At 67.6% G+C, this 18,371-nt stretch carries 18 protein-coding genes; 10 read left to right on the forward strand and 8 right to left on the reverse strand.

Annotated elements, in window-relative coordinates:
* Positions 1 to 230 precede the first annotated feature (230 nt).
* Positions 231 to 419 carry a hypothetical protein gene (locus OG716_RS28160; protein ID WP_327143539.1) on the forward strand — a complete coding sequence of 63 codons (189 nt, stop codon included), beginning with the start codon at positions 231 to 233 and terminating at the stop codon, positions 417 to 419.
* A 349-nt stretch (positions 420 to 768) separates the two neighbouring features.
* Positions 769 to 3,057 carry a helicase-associated domain-containing protein gene (locus OG716_RS28165; RefSeq protein ID WP_405139953.1) on the forward strand — a complete coding sequence of 763 codons (2,289 nt, stop codon included), beginning with the start codon at positions 769 to 771 and terminating at the stop codon, positions 3,055 to 3,057.
* A gap of 26 nt (positions 3,058 to 3,083) precedes the next feature.
* Here OG716_RS28165 and OG716_RS28170 read toward each other — a convergent pair whose 3' ends face one another.
* Together OG716_RS28170 and OG716_RS28175 are read right to left on the reverse strand one after the other, a co-directional pair.
* The gene (locus OG716_RS28170) at positions 3,084 to 3,614 is read right to left on the reverse strand and encodes a hypothetical protein (protein WP_355124151.1); all 531 of its coding nucleotides are present in this window, start codon (positions 3,612 to 3,614) and stop codon (positions 3,084 to 3,086) included.
* Between the two features lie 307 nt (positions 3,615 to 3,921).
* Entirely contained in the window at positions 3,922 to 5,499 is a 1,578-nt protein-coding gene (locus OG716_RS28175; RefSeq protein ID WP_405133638.1) for a cellulase family glycosylhydrolase, read from the reverse strand.
* Positions 5,500 to 5,683: 184 nt separating this feature from the next.
* Here OG716_RS28175 and OG716_RS28180 point away from each other — a divergent pair, with 184 nt between their 5' ends.
* The 4 genes from OG716_RS28180 to OG716_RS28195 all read left to right on the forward strand — a co-directional run bounded on the left by OG716_RS28180 (position 5,684) and on the right by OG716_RS28195 (position 10,221).
* Positions 5,684 to 7,342 (forward strand): DNA repair helicase XPB, encoded by a 1,659-nt coding sequence (locus OG716_RS28180; protein ID WP_327143536.1) that lies wholly within the window; start codon positions 5,684 to 5,686, stop codon positions 7,340 to 7,342.
* A 38-nt stretch (positions 7,343 to 7,380) separates the two neighbouring features.
* Positions 7,381 to 8,049, forward strand: a complete 669-nt coding sequence (locus tag OG716_RS28185; protein ID WP_405133639.1) for a DUF3239 domain-containing protein — start codon at positions 7,381 to 7,383, stop codon at positions 8,047 to 8,049.
* Between the two features lie 61 nt (positions 8,050 to 8,110).
* On the forward strand, positions 8,111 to 8,749 hold the full coding sequence (locus OG716_RS28190) for a LysE family translocator (protein ID WP_405133640.1): 639 nt from the start codon (positions 8,111 to 8,113) through the stop codon (positions 8,747 to 8,749).
* Positions 8,750 to 8,814: 65 nt separating this feature from the next.
* Positions 8,815 to 10,221: a M1 family metallopeptidase gene (locus OG716_RS28195; RefSeq protein WP_405133641.1), complete on the forward strand. Its 1,407-nt coding sequence runs from the start codon at positions 8,815 to 8,817 to the stop codon at positions 10,219 to 10,221.
* Between the two features lie 85 nt (positions 10,222 to 10,306).
* Here the strand turns inward: OG716_RS28195 and OG716_RS28200 are convergent, their stop codons facing one another.
* The gene (locus tag OG716_RS28200) at positions 10,307 to 10,951 is read right to left on the reverse strand and encodes a LysE family translocator (RefSeq protein ID WP_405133642.1); all 645 of its coding nucleotides are present in this window, start codon (positions 10,949 to 10,951) and stop codon (positions 10,307 to 10,309) included.
* A gap of 315 nt (positions 10,952 to 11,266) precedes the next feature.
* Entirely contained in the window at positions 11,267 to 12,448 is a 1,182-nt protein-coding gene (locus OG716_RS28205) for a pyridoxal phosphate-dependent aminotransferase (protein ID WP_405133643.1), read from the reverse strand.
* Positions 12,449 to 12,653: 205 nt separating this feature from the next.
* Between OG716_RS28205 and OG716_RS28210 the strand changes: the two genes are divergently transcribed.
* Positions 12,654 to 12,893 (forward strand): hypothetical protein, encoded by a 240-nt coding sequence (locus OG716_RS28210; protein ID WP_355124136.1) that lies wholly within the window; start codon positions 12,654 to 12,656, stop codon positions 12,891 to 12,893.
* Between the two features lie 156 nt (positions 12,894 to 13,049).
* Here the strand turns inward: OG716_RS28210 and sigJ are convergent, their stop codons facing one another.
* Positions 13,050 to 13,976 carry an RNA polymerase sigma factor SigJ gene (sigJ, locus tag OG716_RS28215; RefSeq protein WP_405133644.1) on the reverse strand — a complete coding sequence of 309 codons (927 nt, stop codon included), beginning with the start codon at positions 13,974 to 13,976 and terminating at the stop codon, positions 13,050 to 13,052.
* 126 nt (positions 13,977 to 14,102) lie between these two features.
* Here sigJ and OG716_RS28220 point away from each other — a divergent pair, with 126 nt between their 5' ends.
* Positions 14,103 to 14,684, forward strand: a complete 582-nt coding sequence (locus OG716_RS28220; RefSeq protein ID WP_405133645.1) for a GNAT family N-acetyltransferase — start codon at positions 14,103 to 14,105, stop codon at positions 14,682 to 14,684.
* Between the two features lie 141 nt (positions 14,685 to 14,825).
* On the opposite strand, the gene OG716_RS28225 is transcribed toward OG716_RS28220, so the two are convergent.
* The 3 genes from OG716_RS28225 to OG716_RS28235 all read right to left on the reverse strand — a co-directional run bounded on the left by OG716_RS28225 (position 14,826) and on the right by OG716_RS28235 (position 17,467).
* On the reverse strand, positions 14,826 to 15,920 hold the full coding sequence (locus OG716_RS28225) for a 3-deoxy-7-phosphoheptulonate synthase (protein WP_405133646.1): 1,095 nt from the start codon (positions 15,918 to 15,920) through the stop codon (positions 14,826 to 14,828).
* Between the two features lie 287 nt (positions 15,921 to 16,207).
* The gene (locus tag OG716_RS28230; RefSeq protein ID WP_405133647.1) at positions 16,208 to 16,570 is read right to left on the reverse strand and encodes a PH domain-containing protein; all 363 of its coding nucleotides are present in this window, start codon (positions 16,568 to 16,570) and stop codon (positions 16,208 to 16,210) included.
* Between the two features lie 12 nt (positions 16,571 to 16,582).
* Entirely contained in the window at positions 16,583 to 17,467 is an 885-nt protein-coding gene (locus tag OG716_RS28235) for an oxidoreductase (protein ID WP_405133648.1), read from the reverse strand.
* An 88-nt stretch (positions 17,468 to 17,555) separates the two neighbouring features.
* On the opposite strand from OG716_RS28235, the gene OG716_RS28240 reads away from it, so the two are divergent.
* Both OG716_RS28240 and OG716_RS28245 read left to right on the forward strand, forming a co-directional pair.
* Positions 17,556 to 17,720, forward strand: coding sequence for a DUF5993 family protein (locus OG716_RS28240; protein ID WP_405133649.1), 165 nt, complete (start codon positions 17,556 to 17,558; stop codon positions 17,718 to 17,720).
* Complete coding sequence (locus OG716_RS28245; protein ID WP_405133650.1) at positions 17,717 to 18,370, forward strand: disulfide bond formation protein B; 654 nt, start codon at positions 17,717 to 17,719, stop codon at positions 18,368 to 18,370. Before OG716_RS28240 ends, OG716_RS28245 begins: the two co-directional genes overlap by 4 nt.
* Position 18,371 lies beyond the last annotated feature (1 nt).

An 18,371-nucleotide genomic window follows, 5' to 3' on the forward strand; every position in this document is an offset into this window, starting at 1 on the left:
CATCAGTGTCGATGCGGGGCGTTTGTCGTTGCGCGCCCAACCACCCCGAACGCATCCACCCACAAGGTCGCGGCCGTCCCGGTTCTGGACTGAGTGGAGCGGAGGAGCGGAGGGAAGCGGAGGGAGGGAAGAACCGGGACCAGAGGCCGCGACCCCGCCGCAGCGAAGCGGAGGCAGACAAGCACAGTGCCGACGCAAAATAAACAGAGCGCTCATGCCAGAATGGGCGCGTGGTGAACAAATCGAAGAAGCCCTACGTCGACAATGGCTGGCCGGAGACGGCCAATGGCGATCACGCGGTCACCGAACTCTCTTCGACTCGCTCTGGCGGCCTTTCGCCGTACGGCGACGAGACCGAGTTCCCGCTTCCCGCCGATCAGCTGCCCTACGTGCACCCGCACACGGTCATCAACCGCTGATCCGCCTCCCAACCGATAACCATGCGGTGAACGGCGCGGCCCGCTTTCCGGCGGCCGCCGTGCATGCGACTCCGGTCGCGGCGGCGGCTGCTGCACCGCGCCTCGCACCGCCCTCTCGCCGTGCTCGCGGCCTTTGCCGCCGCGCACGCGCCGCCGTCGTCCGCCTGGATCGGGTGAAGTGACCGATACCGCCAATCCCGCCGAGAACGGCGCTGCCGCAAAGGCGTCCGAGACCGCGCCCGGCGACGCCGCGGCGACGCTGGGCACCGACTCCGCGGCGAAGCCGCGCACCGGCACCACGGCGAAGCCGCGCACCAGCACCACGGCGAAGCCGCGCAAGAGCCGGGCCGTGAAGGCCGCGCCCCCGGCGACGCTCGCCGAATGGCTGGCCGCCCACACCGACACCGAACTCGTGGCGCTGCTGCAGCTGCGGCCGGATCTGGCTGTGCCGCTGCCCGCTTCGATGGCCGTGCTGGCCGCCCGGACCGAACAGCGCGCCTCGGTGCTGCGTGCCACCGACGAGTTGGACACGCTCGATTTCGCGGTCATCGAAACCCTGGTACTGCAGGGCGCCGCCGATCAGCGCAGCCCGAATCCATTGCCGCGCGCGAAACTCCGCACCCTGCTCGGCGATCGGGTGCCCGCCGCCGCCCTCGACGCGTCGGTGGCCCGACTACTCGGCCGCGCCCTCGTCTGGGGTTCCGACGCGGGCCTGCATCTGACGCCCTCCGCCCAGGAGGCGCTGCCGTGGCCGCTGGGCAGCGCCACCGAACTGCCGGACGCGCTCACCGAACCCGAGATCACCGCCGCCCTCATCGGACTCTCGCCGCAGGAGCGGGGCCTGCTGGACAAGCTGGCCGCCACCGGCCCGCGCGGCCGCACCCGCGATGCGGCGCCCGGCACGCCGGAGGATCGTCCGGTGCAACGGCTGCTGGCGCTGCGACTGCTGAACTGGATCGACGAGGAGACGGTGGATCTGCCGATCTCCGTCGGCCAGCTGCTGCGCGATGAGCCGGTCACCGATCCGCATGTGCTGACCGCCCCGCAGCCGGCGCTGCGCAAGCAGGGCACCACCGATGTGAATGCCGCGGCGGCGGGTGAGGTCGGAGAACTGCTGCGGCACAGCGCTTCCGTGCTCGATGTCCTCGGCCAGGCGCCCGCGCCCGCCTTGCGCTCGGGTGGGCTGGGTGTGCGGGAGATCCGCCGGATCGTCAAGCAGACCGGTATCGACGAGGCCCGGATCGGCCTGATCGCGGAGGTGCTCGCGGCGGCCCGGCTGCTGGACAAGGGTTCCCCCGAACCGCTCGCCGATGACGGCACCGAGGATTTCTGGGCGCCCACCACCACCACCGACGCCTGGCTGGCCGTGGTCCCGTCGCGCCGCTGGGTGGTGCTGGCCCAGGCCTGGCTGGATCTGGACCGCTTCCCGTGGATGATCGGGCTGCGTGACGCCAATGACAAACCGCTGGCGGCACTTTCGGCGGAGCTGCGCAATGTGCACGCCATTCGCGACCGCCGCGCCATCCTGGGCCTGCTGGCCGAGTATCCGGCCGGCAATGCGGTGACGGCCCCGGATCTGGGCCGCGCCCTGGCCTGGCGGCAGCCGCGCTGGCGGCGGCACTACCGGCTGGAATCGGTGGAACGCACGCTCGCCGAGGCGGAGACGCTGGGACTGGTGGCGCGCGGTGCGGTGACGTCCGCGGGCCGGGCGCTGCTGCACGGCCGCCCGGAGGACGCCGAATCGGAGATGGCGGCGGCCCTGCCGGAACCGGTGGATCACGTACTGGTGCAGGCGGATCTGACGATCATCGCGCCCGGACCGCTGACACCCGAACTGCAGGATCGGGTATCGCTGGTCGCCGATGTCGAATCGGCCGGCGCCGCAACGGTGTACCGCCTCAGCGATACCTCGGTGCGCCGCGCCCTGGACGCGGGTGCGACGGCCGCGGAACTGCACAATCTGTTCACCGCGCACTCGCGCACGCCGGTGCCGCAGTCGCTGACCTATCTCATCGACGATGTGGCCCGCCGCCACGGCCGTTTGCGGGCGGGCATGGCGCAATCCTTTGTGCGCAGCGAGGATCCGGCCCTGCTGGCGGAGGTGCTGGCCGCACCGGTCTCGGGTCTGCTGGCGCTACGGGCGGTGGCGCCGACGGTCGCGATTTCCCAGGCCCCGCTCGGCGAGGTACTGGAGAAGCTGCGGGCCGCGGGTTTCAGTCCGGCGGGCGAGGATTCGTCGGGTGCGATCGTGGATCTGCGGCCGCGCGGCGCCCGCATCGCGTCCCGCAATAATCACAAACCCAGTTGGCGGCCGAATCCGCCCAGCCCGGAACAACTTCAGGCTTTGGTCTCGGAACTACGCGCGGGCGAGCGTGCCGCGCATACCCGCTCCAGTCAGACGGTCCGCTCCGACGGCAGCCGGACCACCACCACCGCCACCATCAATCTGCTCCAATTGGCCGCGCGTACAAGGCGTTCGGTACACATCGGCTATGTGGACGCCTCCGGGGTGGCCTCACAGCGGGTGATCGAACCCCTGAAGGTGGGCGGCGGTCAGCTGGACGCGCTGGATCCGGTCACCGGCGCGATCCGGCACTTCACACTGCACCGGATCGCGACGGTCGCACTGGTCGACTAGCGAACTGCCGGGATTCGAGAGTTGTTTTAACCCTTGGGATTTCCCAGGCAGAACGTGGTCTTCGGATCCGAAACGGTCCGGAATCCGATCGAGGTGCTCGCATCGCACTGGAATTCATCGGCCTGACCGTCGATGCGCTTGGTCACCTTGAAAGAGGCTTCGGGCGCGGTGCAGTCCACGGCTTTGTATCCGGTGGTGGAGCTTTCGTTGTAGCAGGCGCCCTCTTTGAAGTTGGGCGTCAGGCACAGAAAGGCGGTGGTGCCGCCGTTCTGGGTCTCCTCATAGGAGGTCTGCTCGTCTTTGCAGTCGGTCTTCTTGTCGTAGACCTGTGCGACCTTGTAGACGGCTTTATCGGAGGAGCAGTCGACCGGCTCGGTCTTGGAGTCCACCATCGACCCCGAGATCACGTTGATACAGTCGCCGACCTTGGATTTGGCGGTATCGGACTTGCTGGCGTCCTTGATCATCGAACACCCGGTCACGGCCAGTGCGGCCACGGCCAGGGCCATGAGAGCCAGTACGAGGCGCAGCAGCGGTCTCGTCCCTGTGAACTTCACCTGTGAAAACCTTTCTCACCGAACAGTTCACGGCTGCCGTGAACGCGGTGAGGATACCTTTGGGCCCGCGGCGGCCGCATCAGCGCAGCGGGCTTTCAAGAGGTAAGCGGGTATCAGTACATATGCAGGCCGCGCATGGCCAGCAGCGAGTAGTTGAGAATGCTGGGGAGGAGGCTGGTGAACAGCCCGATTCCGTAAAACGCCATGATTCCCTCTCGATTTGGGCGCATGTCCAGGTGCTCGCGCCTCGTCAGGTGTCGTGAGACACCCATGGATCGTTACACACTCCGGTGGATAAATCGCGGCGTCATCCCACTGATCCTGATCCGCCGGACCCCGTCCCCGATCCGGAACCCGACGAGCCCGATCCCGAACCCGAATCCGACGACAGCCCCGAGGAACCCGAACCGGCGGAACCGGTGCTGATCGGACCGGTGGGCACGGTGGCGCCCTTCGAACCGGGCCGATTGATATGAACGGTGACCGGCAATGACGAATTCGCCTCCACCGTCACCACGCGCGCACCCGGCGGTGACGTAATGGTGCCACCGTCCACCCGGGCCTGATATCCGCCCGGGTAATGCACATCGGAGACATAGATCTCGGTCGGCTTCGGCCCGGGGCGCGGGGTGTACCGGTAGGCGAAATCGCCGGTGGCCGGATCGAAGATCATCCGCCCGGGCGTGCCCGCGGTGGCCTGCGGATAGGTACGGACCAATTGCTGCCCGATCGGGCCGAGGAAGGGATCCGGTCGCGGACCGCCCGCGCCGAAACTGGAGGAGTAATGCCAGTACTGCCAGCTGATGAACCGGTCATCGGCCCGCGACACGGTATTGCTCAGCACCGCCGGGTCGCCGTCGCCGAATTCGGTGACCAGGGTGGGCAAATGCGTACGCGCGGTGAAGGAGTCGATATTGCCCCAGGTCTTGTCCTGCTGCGGCGGGCACAGACCCTTCAGGAAGGCCGGCAGATTCAGATAGATGGCGAGCTGACTGGGAATGCAGTAATCGTGCGGCGCGAAGGCGATGTCGGGCGCGGTGATCGGCGGGTTCTCGCCGAGATCGGTCGGCATGGTTTCGTTCCAGGTCACATTGGGCTCCCAGAACACCATGGTCCCGGTATTGCGCGCCCGCACCGCATCGGTCAGCTTCTGCATGGCCGCTTGGTATTTCACGTCGAAGCCCGGGCAGCCGTTGGGATAGCAGGACAGGAAAGCCGAACCGGGCCACGGTTCGTTCAGCAGCTCGAAGCCGAGCACGCCGGCATGGCCGTCCACCCGGGCGGCCAGTGCGCCTAGCGCCTGGCCCAGATAGTCGAGAACGCCATTGCTGTTGTTCCACACCTCATCCCAGCCCTTGTTCATGCTGGGTTCGAGGTAGTAGAGCGGGAAGCCGAGGCTCGGCTCCAGCGGACCGGGCCGCGATTGCAGCGCCCATTCGGGAAAACCGTTGCCGCCCCAGATCTTCGAGAGGCCGTCCTGGTGATTGTCCAGCAGGGTGTGAATCCCGTACTGCGCCAACGTATCCACCACACCCGCGACCCGGTCCAGATACGCGGTGTCGACCACACCCCTGGTAGGCATGAGCCCATCGAAGGAGACGCCGAGCCGCACGGTATCGAAGCCGTGCCCCGCCAGCAGCGCCGCATCGTCGGCGGTGAGGGTGAACCCGTCCCCCGGTTCGATATAGGGCGGCTCCTTGTCCACATTGTTCACGCCGTGCAGCACCACGACGCGCCCGGAATCATCGACGAACGCGGTGCCGTCGGTGTGTATCGAGTCGATCGGCGCGGCCTGCGCGCTCGGCGTCGTGACCAGCAGCGCGCCTCCCAGCGCCACGGCCACCAGGCTCGCGGTCCATTGTCTGCCCCGTACTCCCCTGCGCATCGGCACCTCTGATTCAGCTTTCGGAATAACAAGAAATAGTTGGACAGATGCCCAAGTTCGAGTGATCGTAGCCACCGGAACTCGGGGCTTGACCGTTTTCACGGAATTGGCGGCCGCAGCACTGTCGGTGCCATCAGGGACAATGGACAACGGCCCGATCGGGCCCGACAAGCCAGGAGGTGCCGTGACCGACGGACCGCTCATCGTTCAAAGCGACAAGACACTGCTGCTCGAGGTCGATCACGAGGCCGCGAACGCGGCCCGGCAGTCCATCGCGCCGTTCGCGGAGCTGGAGCGCGCACCGGAGCATGTGCACACCTACCGCATCACTCCGCTGGCACTGTGGAACGCCCGCGCGGCCGGTCATGACGCCGAGCAGGTGGTCGACGCCCTGGTCAAGTACTCCCGGTACGCCGTGCCGCAGCCGCTGCTGGTGGACATTGTCGACACCATGGGCCGCTATGGGCGGCTGCAGCTGGTGAAGAGCCCGGTACACGGCCTGACCCTGGTGAGCCTGGATCGGGCGGTGCTCGAGGAGGTGCTCCGGCACAAGAAGATCGCTCCCATGCTGGGCGCGCGCGTCGATGACGACACCGTGGTGGTGCATCCGTCCGAGCGCGGGCGGATCAAGCAGATGCTGCTGAAGATCGGCTGGCCCGCCGAGGACCTGGCCGGTTATGTGGACGGCGAGGCGCACGCCATCGACCTGGATTACGAGGGCGGGCACTGGCATCTGCGCGACTACCAGGAAATGGCCGTCGACTCGTTCTGGGCGGGCGGCTCCGGCGTGGTCGTGCTGCCGTGTGGCGCGGGCAAGACCATGGTCGGCGCGGCCGCCATGGCAAAAGCCAAGGCCACCACCCTGATTCTGGTCACCAATACCGTCGCCGGGCGGCAATGGCGGCGCGAGCTGCTGGCCCGCACCTCGCTCACCGAGGACGAGATCGGCGAGTACTCGGGCGAGCGCAAGGAGATCCGGCCGGTCACCATTGCCACGTATCAGGTGGTCACCCGCAAGACGAAGGGTGAATACCGGCATCTGGAGCTGTTCGACAGCCGCGACTGGGGTCTGGTCATCTACGACGAGGTGCATCTGCTGCCCGCGCCGGTCTTCCGCATGACGGCGGATCTGCAATCGCGTCGCCGGCTCGGCCTCACGGCCACCCTGGTGCGCGAGGACGGGCGCGAGGGAGATGTGTTCTCGCTCATAGGTCCCAAGCGCTACGACGCCCCGTGGAAGGACATCGAGGCGCAGGGCTGGATCGCTCCGGCCGACTGTGTCGAGGTGCGGGTGACGCTCACCGATGCCGAGCGGATGGCGTACGCCACCGCCGAACCGGAGGAGCGCTACAAGCTGTGCTCCACCGCGCGCACCAAGATTCCGGTGGTGGAATCGATTCTGGCTCAACACAGGGGTTCCCCGACGCTGGTCATCGGCGCGTACCTGGATCAGCTGGACGAGCTGGGCGAACACCTGAACGCACCGATCATCCAGGGCTCCACCCGGACCAAGGAGCGCGAGGCGCTGTTCGAGGCCTTCCGGCAGGGGGAGATTCCGGTGCTGGTGGTCAGCAAGGTGGCCAACTTCTCCATCGACCTACCGGAAGCGTCTGTGGCCGTCCAGGTTTCGGGCACCTTCGGTTCCCGGCAGGAGGAGGCGCAGCGGCTCGGGCGCCTGCTGCGGCCGAAACACGATGGCGGCCAGGCTCACTTCTATTCCGTGGTCGCGCGTGACACGCTGGACGCCGAATACGCCGCGCACCGGCAGCGTTTCCTGGCGGAGCAGGGGTATGCCTATCGCATCACCGATGCAGACGACCTGCTGGGGCCGACGTTAGGATAACTGGAGGAATAACCTCCGGTAGGTGGGAGAGAACGCACGTGCGACGCTTCGAATTCGCGGTGGACCGTGAGCATGCCCGGGCGGTCAACGAAGTCGTCGCCCAGTTGCGGCGGTTGCGCGTGCTCGGGATCGGCGCGGCCATCGTGCTGGGCCTGGGCACCGCCTTCCTGGTCTGGGTGAACCATCCGTGGTCGTATCTGCTGGCGGTGGCCTTTGTCCTCGGGGCGGCCACCTCACTGTTCATCGGCCTGTGGACGCCGCATCGCGCCCGTGTCGACAAGCTTTACGCGGCAGGCGAACTCGTGCCCGCGGTGGTGTCCGAGACCGATGGTCCGGGCGCCACCCTGCTGGCGCTGGTGGATCTGGCCAAGCCGAATACCGACGGCCCGCGCTACGCCCTGGTCACCCGCACCGTGCGCGCGCTGCCCGGGCATCGCATTCGCGTGGGTGAGCGCGTCCCCGCGGTGACCGTGCGCATCGATCGCGCACCCGGATCGGTCGGCGATCTGTGGCAGTCGGTGAGCGCCATGCCGATTGCCTGGGGAACACGCGATCTCAATGTCATCGAGCGGGCTCGCGGCGAGATTCGCGAGGTCGAGTGGGAATTGCTCACCGACAATCTGGATCTGGCGGACAAGGTGCGGGATGTGGACGCCAAACGGCTGCTGCTGGATCCGCAACAGCTTCCGGACGAGCTACGCGGTTAGCCGACGGTCTGCTCGTCCCCATTTCCACGAAATCCCTTGCGGCGCTGCGTAGACTGAGTCGATGATCCCCGGCGCTAATCTGCTGGCGTTTTTGGTCGCCGGCACCATTCTGATCGTAATCCCCGGGCCCGGTGTACTTTTCGTCATCGGGCGCGCACTCAGTTCGGGGCGGCGAGCGGCACTGCTCTCGGTGCTGGGGCATTCCCTGGGTGTGCTGGCGATGCTGGTGCTGGTGGCGGCCGGACTCGGGGCGGTGGTAGCGGCCTCGGCCATCGCGCTCACCGTGGTGAAGCTGGCGGGTGCGGTATACCTGATCTACCTGGGGGTACAGGCGATTCGGGAGCGGCGGTCGCTGCGCGAGGCCTGGGAGTCGCGGGCCGAACCGGCGCAGGGCGTGCGGCTGCTGCGCCAGGCCTTCCTGGTGGGCGTCAGCAATCCGAAGGCCATCATCTTCTTCTCCGCGGTGCTGCCGCAGTTCGTATCCCCGTCCGCCGGCCGGGTGCCGTTGCAGATCCTGATTCTGGGCCTCATCTTCGTGGCCATCGCGCTGGTCTCCGACAGCACCTGGGCGCTCGCCGCCGGGTTGGCGCGGGACTGGTTCGGCCGCTCCCCCAAGCGGCTGGAGAACCTAGGCGCGGCGGGCGGGGTGATGATCATCGGGCTGGGCGCCACCGTTGCCGTGTCGGGCACCAGTGGCTGACCACGGCGGCGACTAGCATCTCTGCTGGTCGGGGGTGGACGTCGAAAAAAGGGGTCACGCAGCGCATGAGGCTCAGGTGGGTGCGGTACACGGTGCTGGGTGCGGCGCTGGTGACGGTGACGAATACGGCTCCGGTGCAGGCGGATACCGGCGATCCGTTCGCGGGGGCGCCCGGGGCCGGTGATCCCTACTATCCGCTGGACGGCAATGGCGGATACCGCGCCGAGCACTACGACGTCACCGTCGGGTACAACCCGGCCGGGCATCAGCTGACGGGCTCGACCCGGGTGGACGCGGTGGCCACCCAGGCCATGCACACATTCGACCTCGACTACAGCGGGCCGCAGGTGTCGAAGGTGACGGTCAACGGCCTGCCCGCCGGGTTCGATCGCACCGACGAGCACGAACTCGTGGTGACGCCCATGCTGCCGCTGCTGCCCGGGCTGCCCTTCGCGGTCCAGGTGGAGTACGCGGGCGCGGTCACCGGAACCGATGGCGCGGGCTGGGTGTTCTCCCCCAGCGGCGGGGCTTTTGTTGCGGGCGAACCACATTCGGCGAGCAGCTGGTATCCGCTCAACGACACGCCTTCGAACAAGGCGACTTTCGCGCTGCACGCGACGGTGCCCGCGGAGTGGGAGGTCATGTCGAACGGGGTGAAGACCCACGATGTGGTGCAGGGCGGGAATCGGACCGTGGATTGGGAGATGCGGCAGCCGGTCGCGGGCTATCTGACCACCATCGCCATCGACCGGTTCGAATTCCTGGAACAGCGCACCGCCGGCGGCACTCCGCTGCTGAGCGCCTTCGCACCCGATGCGCTGCAGGCCAAGGGAATCGAGCAGCGGCTGCCGGAGATTCTGGATTTCGAGGAGCAGCTGTACGGGCCGTATCCGTTCGATACCGCGGGCGGCATCTATGTGGATACCGATCTGCAGTTCTCGCTGGAGACGCAATCGCGGCCCATCTACGCGCCCTGGACCGATCTGGGGACCGTGGTGCACGAGATCGCCCATCAGTGGTGGGGCGACTCCATGTCGGTGCAGCACTGGTCCGATGTCTGCCTGAACGAATGCTTCGCCAGCTACACCGCCGACTATCTGTGGCCGGAGCGCAAGGACGGCAAGGATGTCGACGCGCAGTACCGCGAGACCGTCACCAAATACCACGACAATCCCAAGTTCTGGGAGATCGCGCTGCAAAACCCCGGCGCCGGAAACGAATTCACCTCGGTCTACTACCGCGGGCCGCTATTCCTGCACGCGCTGCGCCGCACCATGGGTGAGGCTGCGTTCTTCGCGGCCGTGCACGATTTTGCCGGAGCGCATCGGTACGGCAATGCCTCCATGCCGGAGTTCCGGCAGTTCGTGCAGTCCCGCACGCCGGTGAACCTGGACGGATTCTTCGGCGCCTGGCTCGATCGCACCGATCGCCCGGCCGATGAGTTCCTCTACCCCGGCTCATTGCGGTCCTGAGCCGCTCGGCGACGCCGCTCGGCTAGGACCGCCGCTCGGACACACGCACTCACGCAGCACGGCACTCACGCAGGCAGTAGGGCGGTCACACAGGTAGCGGCCGGGCGCGGTCGGTGGCGACCAGAGCCGCCATCGCACCCAGCACCGTCCCGGTGACGAGGCGTTGCGCGCGCAGCCAGAGTGGCCGTCCCGCAAGGAAACCGGCCACCGCACCCGCACTCACCACAATGAGCGAGTTCACGGTCAGCGCCACGGCGATCTGCACCGCCCCCAGGCCGAGGCTCTGCAGCCACACCCGGCCGTGTTCCGGCACGACGAACTGCGGAATGAGCGCCATGTACATGATGGCGATCTTGGGATTGAGCAGATTGGTCACGAACCCCATGGCGAACAGCCGCCGCGCCGGATCGACCGGCAGCGCCTCGGGCGCGAACGCCGACACCCCGCCCGGCCGCACCGTCTTCCACGCCAGCCAGGCCAGATACCCCGCACCCGCCAGCTTCAGCGCCAGATACAGCGCAGGCACCATCCCGAACACGGCCGTGATCCCCGCCGTGGCCGCCGCCAAATACACCGCGAACCCAGCCGCCACTCCGGTCAACGACACAAACCCGGCTCGCCGCCCCTGCGAAACGGTGCGCGACACCAGATACATCATGTTCGGCCCGGGCGTCAGCACCATCCCCAACGCCGCCGCCGCAACCCCCAGCACCGCCGCCATTCCGATCATCCCCCGATCCTCCGCGACCGCCCCGCCCCTGTCGCGGTCCACTGAGCACCCACTGGCCCGCTCCCAGCAGCCCACCCCGTCATCCCGGCACGCCTGCCCTGTCATGCCCATCCGTCATCTCGGCACGCCCCGCCCTGCAATCCCGGCATGCTTCGGCCGGGATCCACCCATCGACGTAGATCCCGGCCAAAGCGCGCCGAGACGACGAGGGTTGCTCACGCCGGGACGCGGAGGGGCCCTCCGGGGACCCGCTCACGACGAGGCCGACACGCCTGCCCGCCCTGCTGGGCCATAGGCGCACTCCTCGGCGGCGCGCTAGCGCGAGGCGGCGGTCTTCCCCGCGCGGAGGCGGCGGATGCCCTCGGCGATGGTTTCCTCCTTTTTGCAGAAGGTGAAGCGGACCAGGCGGTTCCAGGAGGGCTTGTCGTCGGCGAAGACGCTGACGGGCACTGCGGCTACGCCGAGGCGTTCGGGGAGTTCGCGGCAGAAGTCGTAGGCGTCGGTCGCGCCGAGCGGGGTGATGTCGGCGCAGACGAAATAGGTGCCGTCACTGCGCTTCACGCCGAATCCGGCTTCGGCGAGCGCCGCGGAGAGGCGCAGGCGCTTCTCCGAGAGGGTGTCGCGCAGGGCCGAGATCCACTGCTGCTCATTGTTCAGGGCGTAGGCGATGGCGGGCTGGAAGGGGCCGCCGCCCACGAAGGTGAGGAACTGCTTCGCGGCGAGCACGGCGTCCAGCAGCGGCGCGGGGGCGCAGGCCCAGCCGATCTTCCAGCCGGTGACACTGAAAGTCTTTGCGGCGCTGGAGATCACAATGGTGCGCTCGAACATGCCGGGGAGTGTGGAGATGCTGATGTGCTCGTGGCCGTCGAAGGTGAGGTGCTCGTAGGCCTCGTCGGACATGACCAGCAGATCGTGTTCGATGGCGATCCCGGCGATGGCGGCCAGATCGGCGCGCGACAGCACGGTGCCGGTCGGATTGTGCGGTGAATTCACCAGCAGCAGACGGGTTCCGGGGGTGATGGCCGCGCGCAGACTGTCCAGGTCGAGGGCGAAACCGTCGCCGTCGGGAACGAGGCGGGCGGTGCGCCGCTGCGCCCCGGCCAGCGCGACGGCTGCCGCGTACGAGTCGTAGTACGGCTCGATGAGCACCACCTCGTCACCCGGCTCGACCAGGCCGAGCACGGTGGCGGCAATGGCCTCGGTGGCGCCGACCGTGACGAGCACCTGGGTATCGGGGTCGTACTCGGTGCCGTAGCGGCGGGCGCGGTCGGCGGCGATGGCCTGCCGCAGCGCGGGAACGCCACGGCCGGGCGGGTATTGGTTGAAGCCGTCGGCAATCGCCTGCTGTGCGACCTGCAGCATTCCGGCCGGCCCGTCGGTGTCCGGGAAGCCCTGCCCGAGATTGACGGCGCCGTGGCGAACGGCGAGTTCGGTCATCTCGGCGAAGATCGTCGATGCGTAGGGGCGCAGCCGAGCGACAGTCGGAATGTGGGGCATGTTCGGAGGATAGTCCACCCGCGGAAAGGGTTGCGATTCAATAGCGAATGCCTATGTTTCACTTTCAATTCGAAGCCTCTACCTGGCCCGTTGTGCATTGTCCCAAAGGCGGCTACGGTGCCCGTGTTTTATCTCACACTGCCGATAAGCAGCTTCTCGAAAAGGGCGAAACATGGCCTCGTACATAGATCTTCTGCTCCACCCGGTGACCACCGTCAACCTCTTCCACCACGCCTCGATTCAGCTGATCGACACCATTACCGGTGGTTCGTCCACCCCCAACCTGGATCTCGGCTCCAGCCTGCCGGGCTCGGGTTCGGGCACCGGCTCCGGCACCGGATCCGGTATCGGCAATTGCATGGGCTCCGGATCGGCGGCGAGCCTGTCCGGCGGCGTTTCCTGCGGCGGCGCGTCCGGCTCCGGCATCGTGCCGCCCAACAACTAGCGACTTCCGGTGCGCGGCAGGCCAGTCGGGGGTATGCCGCCCAACCGCCGGAGGTGATCGTCGGCGCGGTCACGAACCTTCGTGGCCGCGCCGTCGCGGCGCTCGGGACGTCTCAGTGCGCGCGCTCGGGACGTCTCAGTGCGCGCTCGGGACGTCTCAGCGCGGCAGCCGGATGCCCTTCAGCTTGGCCGGATTGACGAGATCGTAAATGCCCCAGACCTTTCCGCCGGTAACGGTGAACCCGTACACCCGCTGCGGCGTGCCCGGGTGGCCGTTCCACGAGGCGCGTTCGTGCACCAGCAGGCCCAGCTGACCATTGACGAGCACCGGTTCCAGCGCACCCGCCTCCGGCTGCACCGGTTCGTCGAAGCCGTACCTGCTGCGCAGGCCCAGCCACAACCGGGCGTTCTTCTCCACTCCCGCAACCACATTCATCGCGGTGGCGGTGGTGCCGCCGGCATCGCCGATGGTGCGCACGTCCGGATGCAGCGCGGCGACCACACCGTCCACATCACCGCGGGCCAGCGCCTCCATCAGCTGCTGCACGGCCGCGTTGTGCTCGGTGTCGGTGACCGGTTCCGGCAGGTGCGCCAAGGCTTTCCGCGCGCGCGTCGCCAGGGCCCGGGCGGCCTCGGCGGAGACGCCGAGCAGCTCGGCGATCTCGTCGAAGGGCACCGCGAAACCGTCGTGCAGCACGAAGGCCACCCGCTGCGGCGGGGTGAGCGCATCCATCACGACCAGGGCGGCGAAGCGCGCATCCTGTTTGCGGACCACCGCGGCCAGCGGATCGGGCATGCTCGAGGGCAGCGGGCTGGTGACGATGGGCTCCGGAAGCCATTGCCCCACATACTGCTCGCGCCGCACGGTGGCGCTGCGCAGGCGGTCCAGGCAGATGCGGGAGACGACGGTGGTGAGCCAGGCGCGCAGGTCCTCGATCTCGTACTGGCGGGCGACCGCGAGCCGTAACCAGCTCTCCTGCACCGCATCCTCGGCATCGGCGACACTGCCCGTCAACCGGTAGGCCACCGAGAGCAGGTGCGCCCGATGGGTTTCGAACAAGTCGGCGAGAAGAGCGGCAACCATTGAGCCGATCCTACGGTCGTATGCCGACAAGCCGGGCACCGGTCCCGGAAAGTCGATGCGGCAATCGACTGTGTGCAGGTCGCCCGAAACAACCAGCCGTGTCCGGTTCCGTGACAGCATGACTCGATGGATGCGCGGACGCTCTCGAACGGAACCCTCTGGCTGTCGCCGCCCACGGTGCGCGATATCGACGACATCACCGCCTGCTGCCAGGAACCTTCGGTCGGGCAGTGGACCACCATGCCGGTGCCCTATATCCGGGCCGACGCCGAGAAATTCGTCTACGACATGGTCACTCCCGGCTGGGCCGCACGCAGCCCCACCTGGGCCCTGCGCCTGGCCGCGGACGCACCGGTGATCGGCATGATCGGCCTGGGCCCCATCGATTCCCGCCGCGAGGACGCCGCCGCCGAGATCGGCTTCTGGCTCTCGCGCGCCGTACGCGGCCGCGGCCTCATGACCCAGGCCGTGCACCTGGTCTGCGCGGCCGGCTTCCACCGCGACTTCCTCGCCCTGGCCCGCATCGAATGGCGCGCCATCGTCGGCAACCACCCCTCCGCCGCCGTGGCCCGCCGCGCCGGCTTCCACTACGAGGGCCTACTCCGCGGCGGCTGCCTGCAACGCGGCACCCGCCGCGACAGCTGGATAGCCTCCCGCCTGCACACCGACCCCGCCGCACCGGCCACCGACTGGCCCGCCAACGTCTGACAACCACGACCCAGCCGCCACCGTCCCGGCACACACCCGTCATCCCGGCATGCTTTCAGCCGGGATCCACACCCGAAGCGGTCCAACGGGTTTCAGTGGATCCCGGCCGAGAACGCGCCGGGATGGCGGGTCGGCTACCCGCTACGCGCGGTGGGCGCGGCGGGCGGTGACGGCGTCGGCGAGGCGGTCGAGCTGGGTTGCGGTGACGTCCCAGTCGAGGCAGGCGTCGGTGATGGACCGGCCGTAGGTGAGGTCTTCGGGGTGGCCGAGGGTGAGGTCCTGGCGGCCGGCGACGAGGAAGCTCTCCAGCATGACGCCGACTACGCCCCGTTCGCCGGCGGCAATGCGCTCGGCGATATCGGTGACGACGTCGACCTGCTTGTTGTGGTCCTTATTGCTGTTGCCGTGCGAGGCATCCACGACGAGGCGCTGCGGCAGCGACGACTTCTCCAGGCGGATAAGGGCTTCCGCGCAGGAGGCGGCATCGTAATTGGTGCCGTTGCTGCCACCGCGCAGGATGACGTGGCAGTCCGGGTTGCCCGCGGTGCGAATGAGCGCCGAACGCCCGTCCAGGTCGGTGCCGGGGAAGACGTGGCTGGCCGCCGCGGCGCGCACGCCGTCGACCGCGACCTGCACATCACCGTCGGTGCCGTTCTTGATGCCGACCGGCATGGACAGCGCACTGGAGAGCTGCCGGTGCACTTGGCTGGCGGCGGTCCGCGCGCCGATCGCACCGTAGGACACCAGGTCCGCGATGTACTGCGGGGTGATGGGGTCGAGGAATTCACACGCCACGGGCAGGCCGAGCGCGGTGATGTCCACCAGCAGCTCACGGCCGACATTCAGCCCGGTATTGATATCGAAGCTGCCGTCGAGGTGCGGATCGTTGATCAGACCCTTCCACCCGAGCGTGGTGCGCGGCTTCTCGAAGTAGACGCGCATGACCACGTGCAGCCGGTCCCCGAGCTCCGCGGATTTGGCGGCCAGCTTGTGCGCGTACTCCATGGCGGCGGCGGTGTCGTGCACCGAGCACGGCCCGACGATCACCATCAGGCGGTCGTCGGCACCGGTGAGCACCTCGACGGTGGCCTTGCGCCCGGCGCGCACGGTGTCGGCGAGCACATCGCCGATCGGGTGCGCGGTACGGACCTCACGCGGTGAGTTGAGCGGGCTCACGCTGAGGGTGCGCTGGTCATCAAGATCGGCATGCCGATCGATATCGGCTGCGAGAGTCATGATCGTGGGTTCCTTGTCTCAGGCCGACCCACGGAGAGTTACTGCGAAACCCCTTGGCGCCGGTCTGTGTTCGTCCGGCTCGGGGTGGAAGAGGTCAGCGCAAGTTCACGCCGCGCGACCCACCCGGGGCCGGCTGGCTAAACCAGAAATACGTGCGCTGCATGCCAGGCAGAGTATCAGAAATCGCGAAGGGTGCCTGTGGCGGTGACCACAGCCGTGCCGACGCATCCCACATTCCGGGATCACATCCCACCGCTCGGACGCCACCGCCGCGCGTTCGGCCCCGCCTACCGGGCGATGTAGTGCAGGATCACGTCGTGCGCGTGCCGCGTCTTGTCATCGCCGCGGAACTCCACCTCATAGGTGTGATGCCCGGTGCTGATGGCCAGATGCCCCGAGGAGAACCACTGCCCCGCGAACGATTTGTTGGTGAGAATGCTGACGCTGCTGATCCGCGCGTACGGAATGCTCGTGATGGCGATCTTCTTCCCCACGAACGAATTGTCCTGAATGATCACGCGCCGGTCGGTGAGCCCCAGAAATCCGGTGCCCACCCCGATCGCGTCGTATACGGCGATGATCGCCTCACCCGGCAGCAATCCGGCTTGTATCTTGTCCAGCTGATCGCGGCGGTCGAACGGAACACTCATGGCTGCCGGCGGCTATCGGCGCGGGAACGAGAAGCTGACCTTGGTCAGCTGTTCCGACAGCTCCCACAGGCGGCGCGCGGTCACTTCGTCGCGGGACGCGGCGCTGGAGCCGCTGCGGCCGGGATGGCCGCGCAGCCCGCGCAGCCCGGTCGGACCGTAGTACCGCCCCGGCTCCACAGCGGCGGAGGTGGCGGCGAAAAGCGTTGGCAGCGCACCCATCCGGGCACTCTGCGCGAGTAGCCGATTACCCACGGACATCAGCGCGTCGTACACCGACTCGGTGTGGGCCTGCAGGTCGGTGGCCGCATAACCGGGGTGCGCGGCCAGTGACAGTTTCGATGAACCGGCGGCGGTCAGGCGGCGCTGCAGCTCATAGGCGAACATCAGATCCGCCAGCTTGGACTGCCCGTAGGCGGCCCAGCGCTGATAGCGGCGGCGCTCCCAGTTCAGATCCTCGAGATCGATCTTGCCCATCGCGTGGAATCCGCTGGACAGCGTGACGATGCGGTCGCGCACCTTGTCCAGCAGTAGAGCCGTCAGCGCGAAATGGCCGAGATAGTTTGTGCCGATCTGCATTTCGAAGCCGTCGGCGGTGCGCTTCAGCGGCACCGCCATGACGCCCGCATTGTTGATCAGCACATCGACCGCATCGATGGAGTCGGCGAATTCGCGCACCGAGGCCAGATCGGCGAGATCCAGGCGGCGCACCTGCACACCCTTACCGATGTCGACCGCGACGGACCGCGCCTTGACCTCATTGCGACAGGCCATGATCACCTGCGCCCCGGCTTCGGCGAGCGCGCGCGTCGTCGCCGCACCCAGCCCGCTGTTGGCGCCCGTGACGATGACCGTTCGACCGGTCTGATCCGGGATGTCGGCGATGTCCCAACCACTCACCTGATCGAGTCTAGGGGCGGGCGGGCGCGACCGTCGGATCTCGCCCACAACGGTGGAATGCCTGAAAATTGCGGTAGCGTCCGCAACCATGGACACGCTCATACTCTTGGGTTTGCTGGGGGTTTTGATCCTGATCTATCAACAGAATTCCCGGCGCTCGATTCTGGCCGCCTGGTGGATCGTGGCCCTGCTGAGCGCCGTACTGCTGAAGTTGCACATCACCAGCAGCCTCGGCCTGGGACTGACATGGTGACCGAGACCGCGGGCGCCGAAACCCGCAGCGGCGCACTCGGTCAGGCGCAGTACTGGCTGGCCGTCATCTTCGTCGCCGGCTGGTCCGGCGTCATCTGCGGCGGGCTGGGATTCCAGTTCGTCAATTGGGAGTACCCGTGCCCGCTGTGCATGCTGCAGCGCTATTTCATGATGCTGGCCGCGCTGGGCGGGGCGTACATCGTGCGCAAGGGCATGAACGGGACCATCGCGCCGCGCGATTACGCGGTCGGCTGGGGCCTGGCGATCGTGGCCTGTTTCGGTGGCGGATTCACGGCCTGGCGGCAGACCATGCTGCACATCCCGCCGGGCGATCCCGGGTACATGGGTGCGGTGTTCGGGCTGCACCTGTACGTGTGGGCGTGGATTCTGTTCGCCGCCGCCATCACGACAATCGGTGTGGTGCTGTCGTTTTCGTACCTGACCGCGACGACCGCGATTCCCGATGTGCCGCACCGGATGGCCGGGAAATTCGCGATCGGATTCCTCGCGCTGGTCATCGTGGTGAATTTCGTCGCGACGTTCCTCCTCGAGGGTTTCCACGCGAAGCTGCCCGATGATCCCGCCTGCTATCAGTTCTTCCATGACATCGGAGTGCTGAAAGACGGCTGCGTGCTGCCTGTGGCGCACTGAC

This window comes from Nocardia sp. NBC_01388 (assembly GCF_045040085.1).
In the GTDB taxonomy this organism is placed as follows: domain Bacteria; phylum Actinomycetota; class Actinomycetes; order Mycobacteriales; family Mycobacteriaceae; genus Nocardia.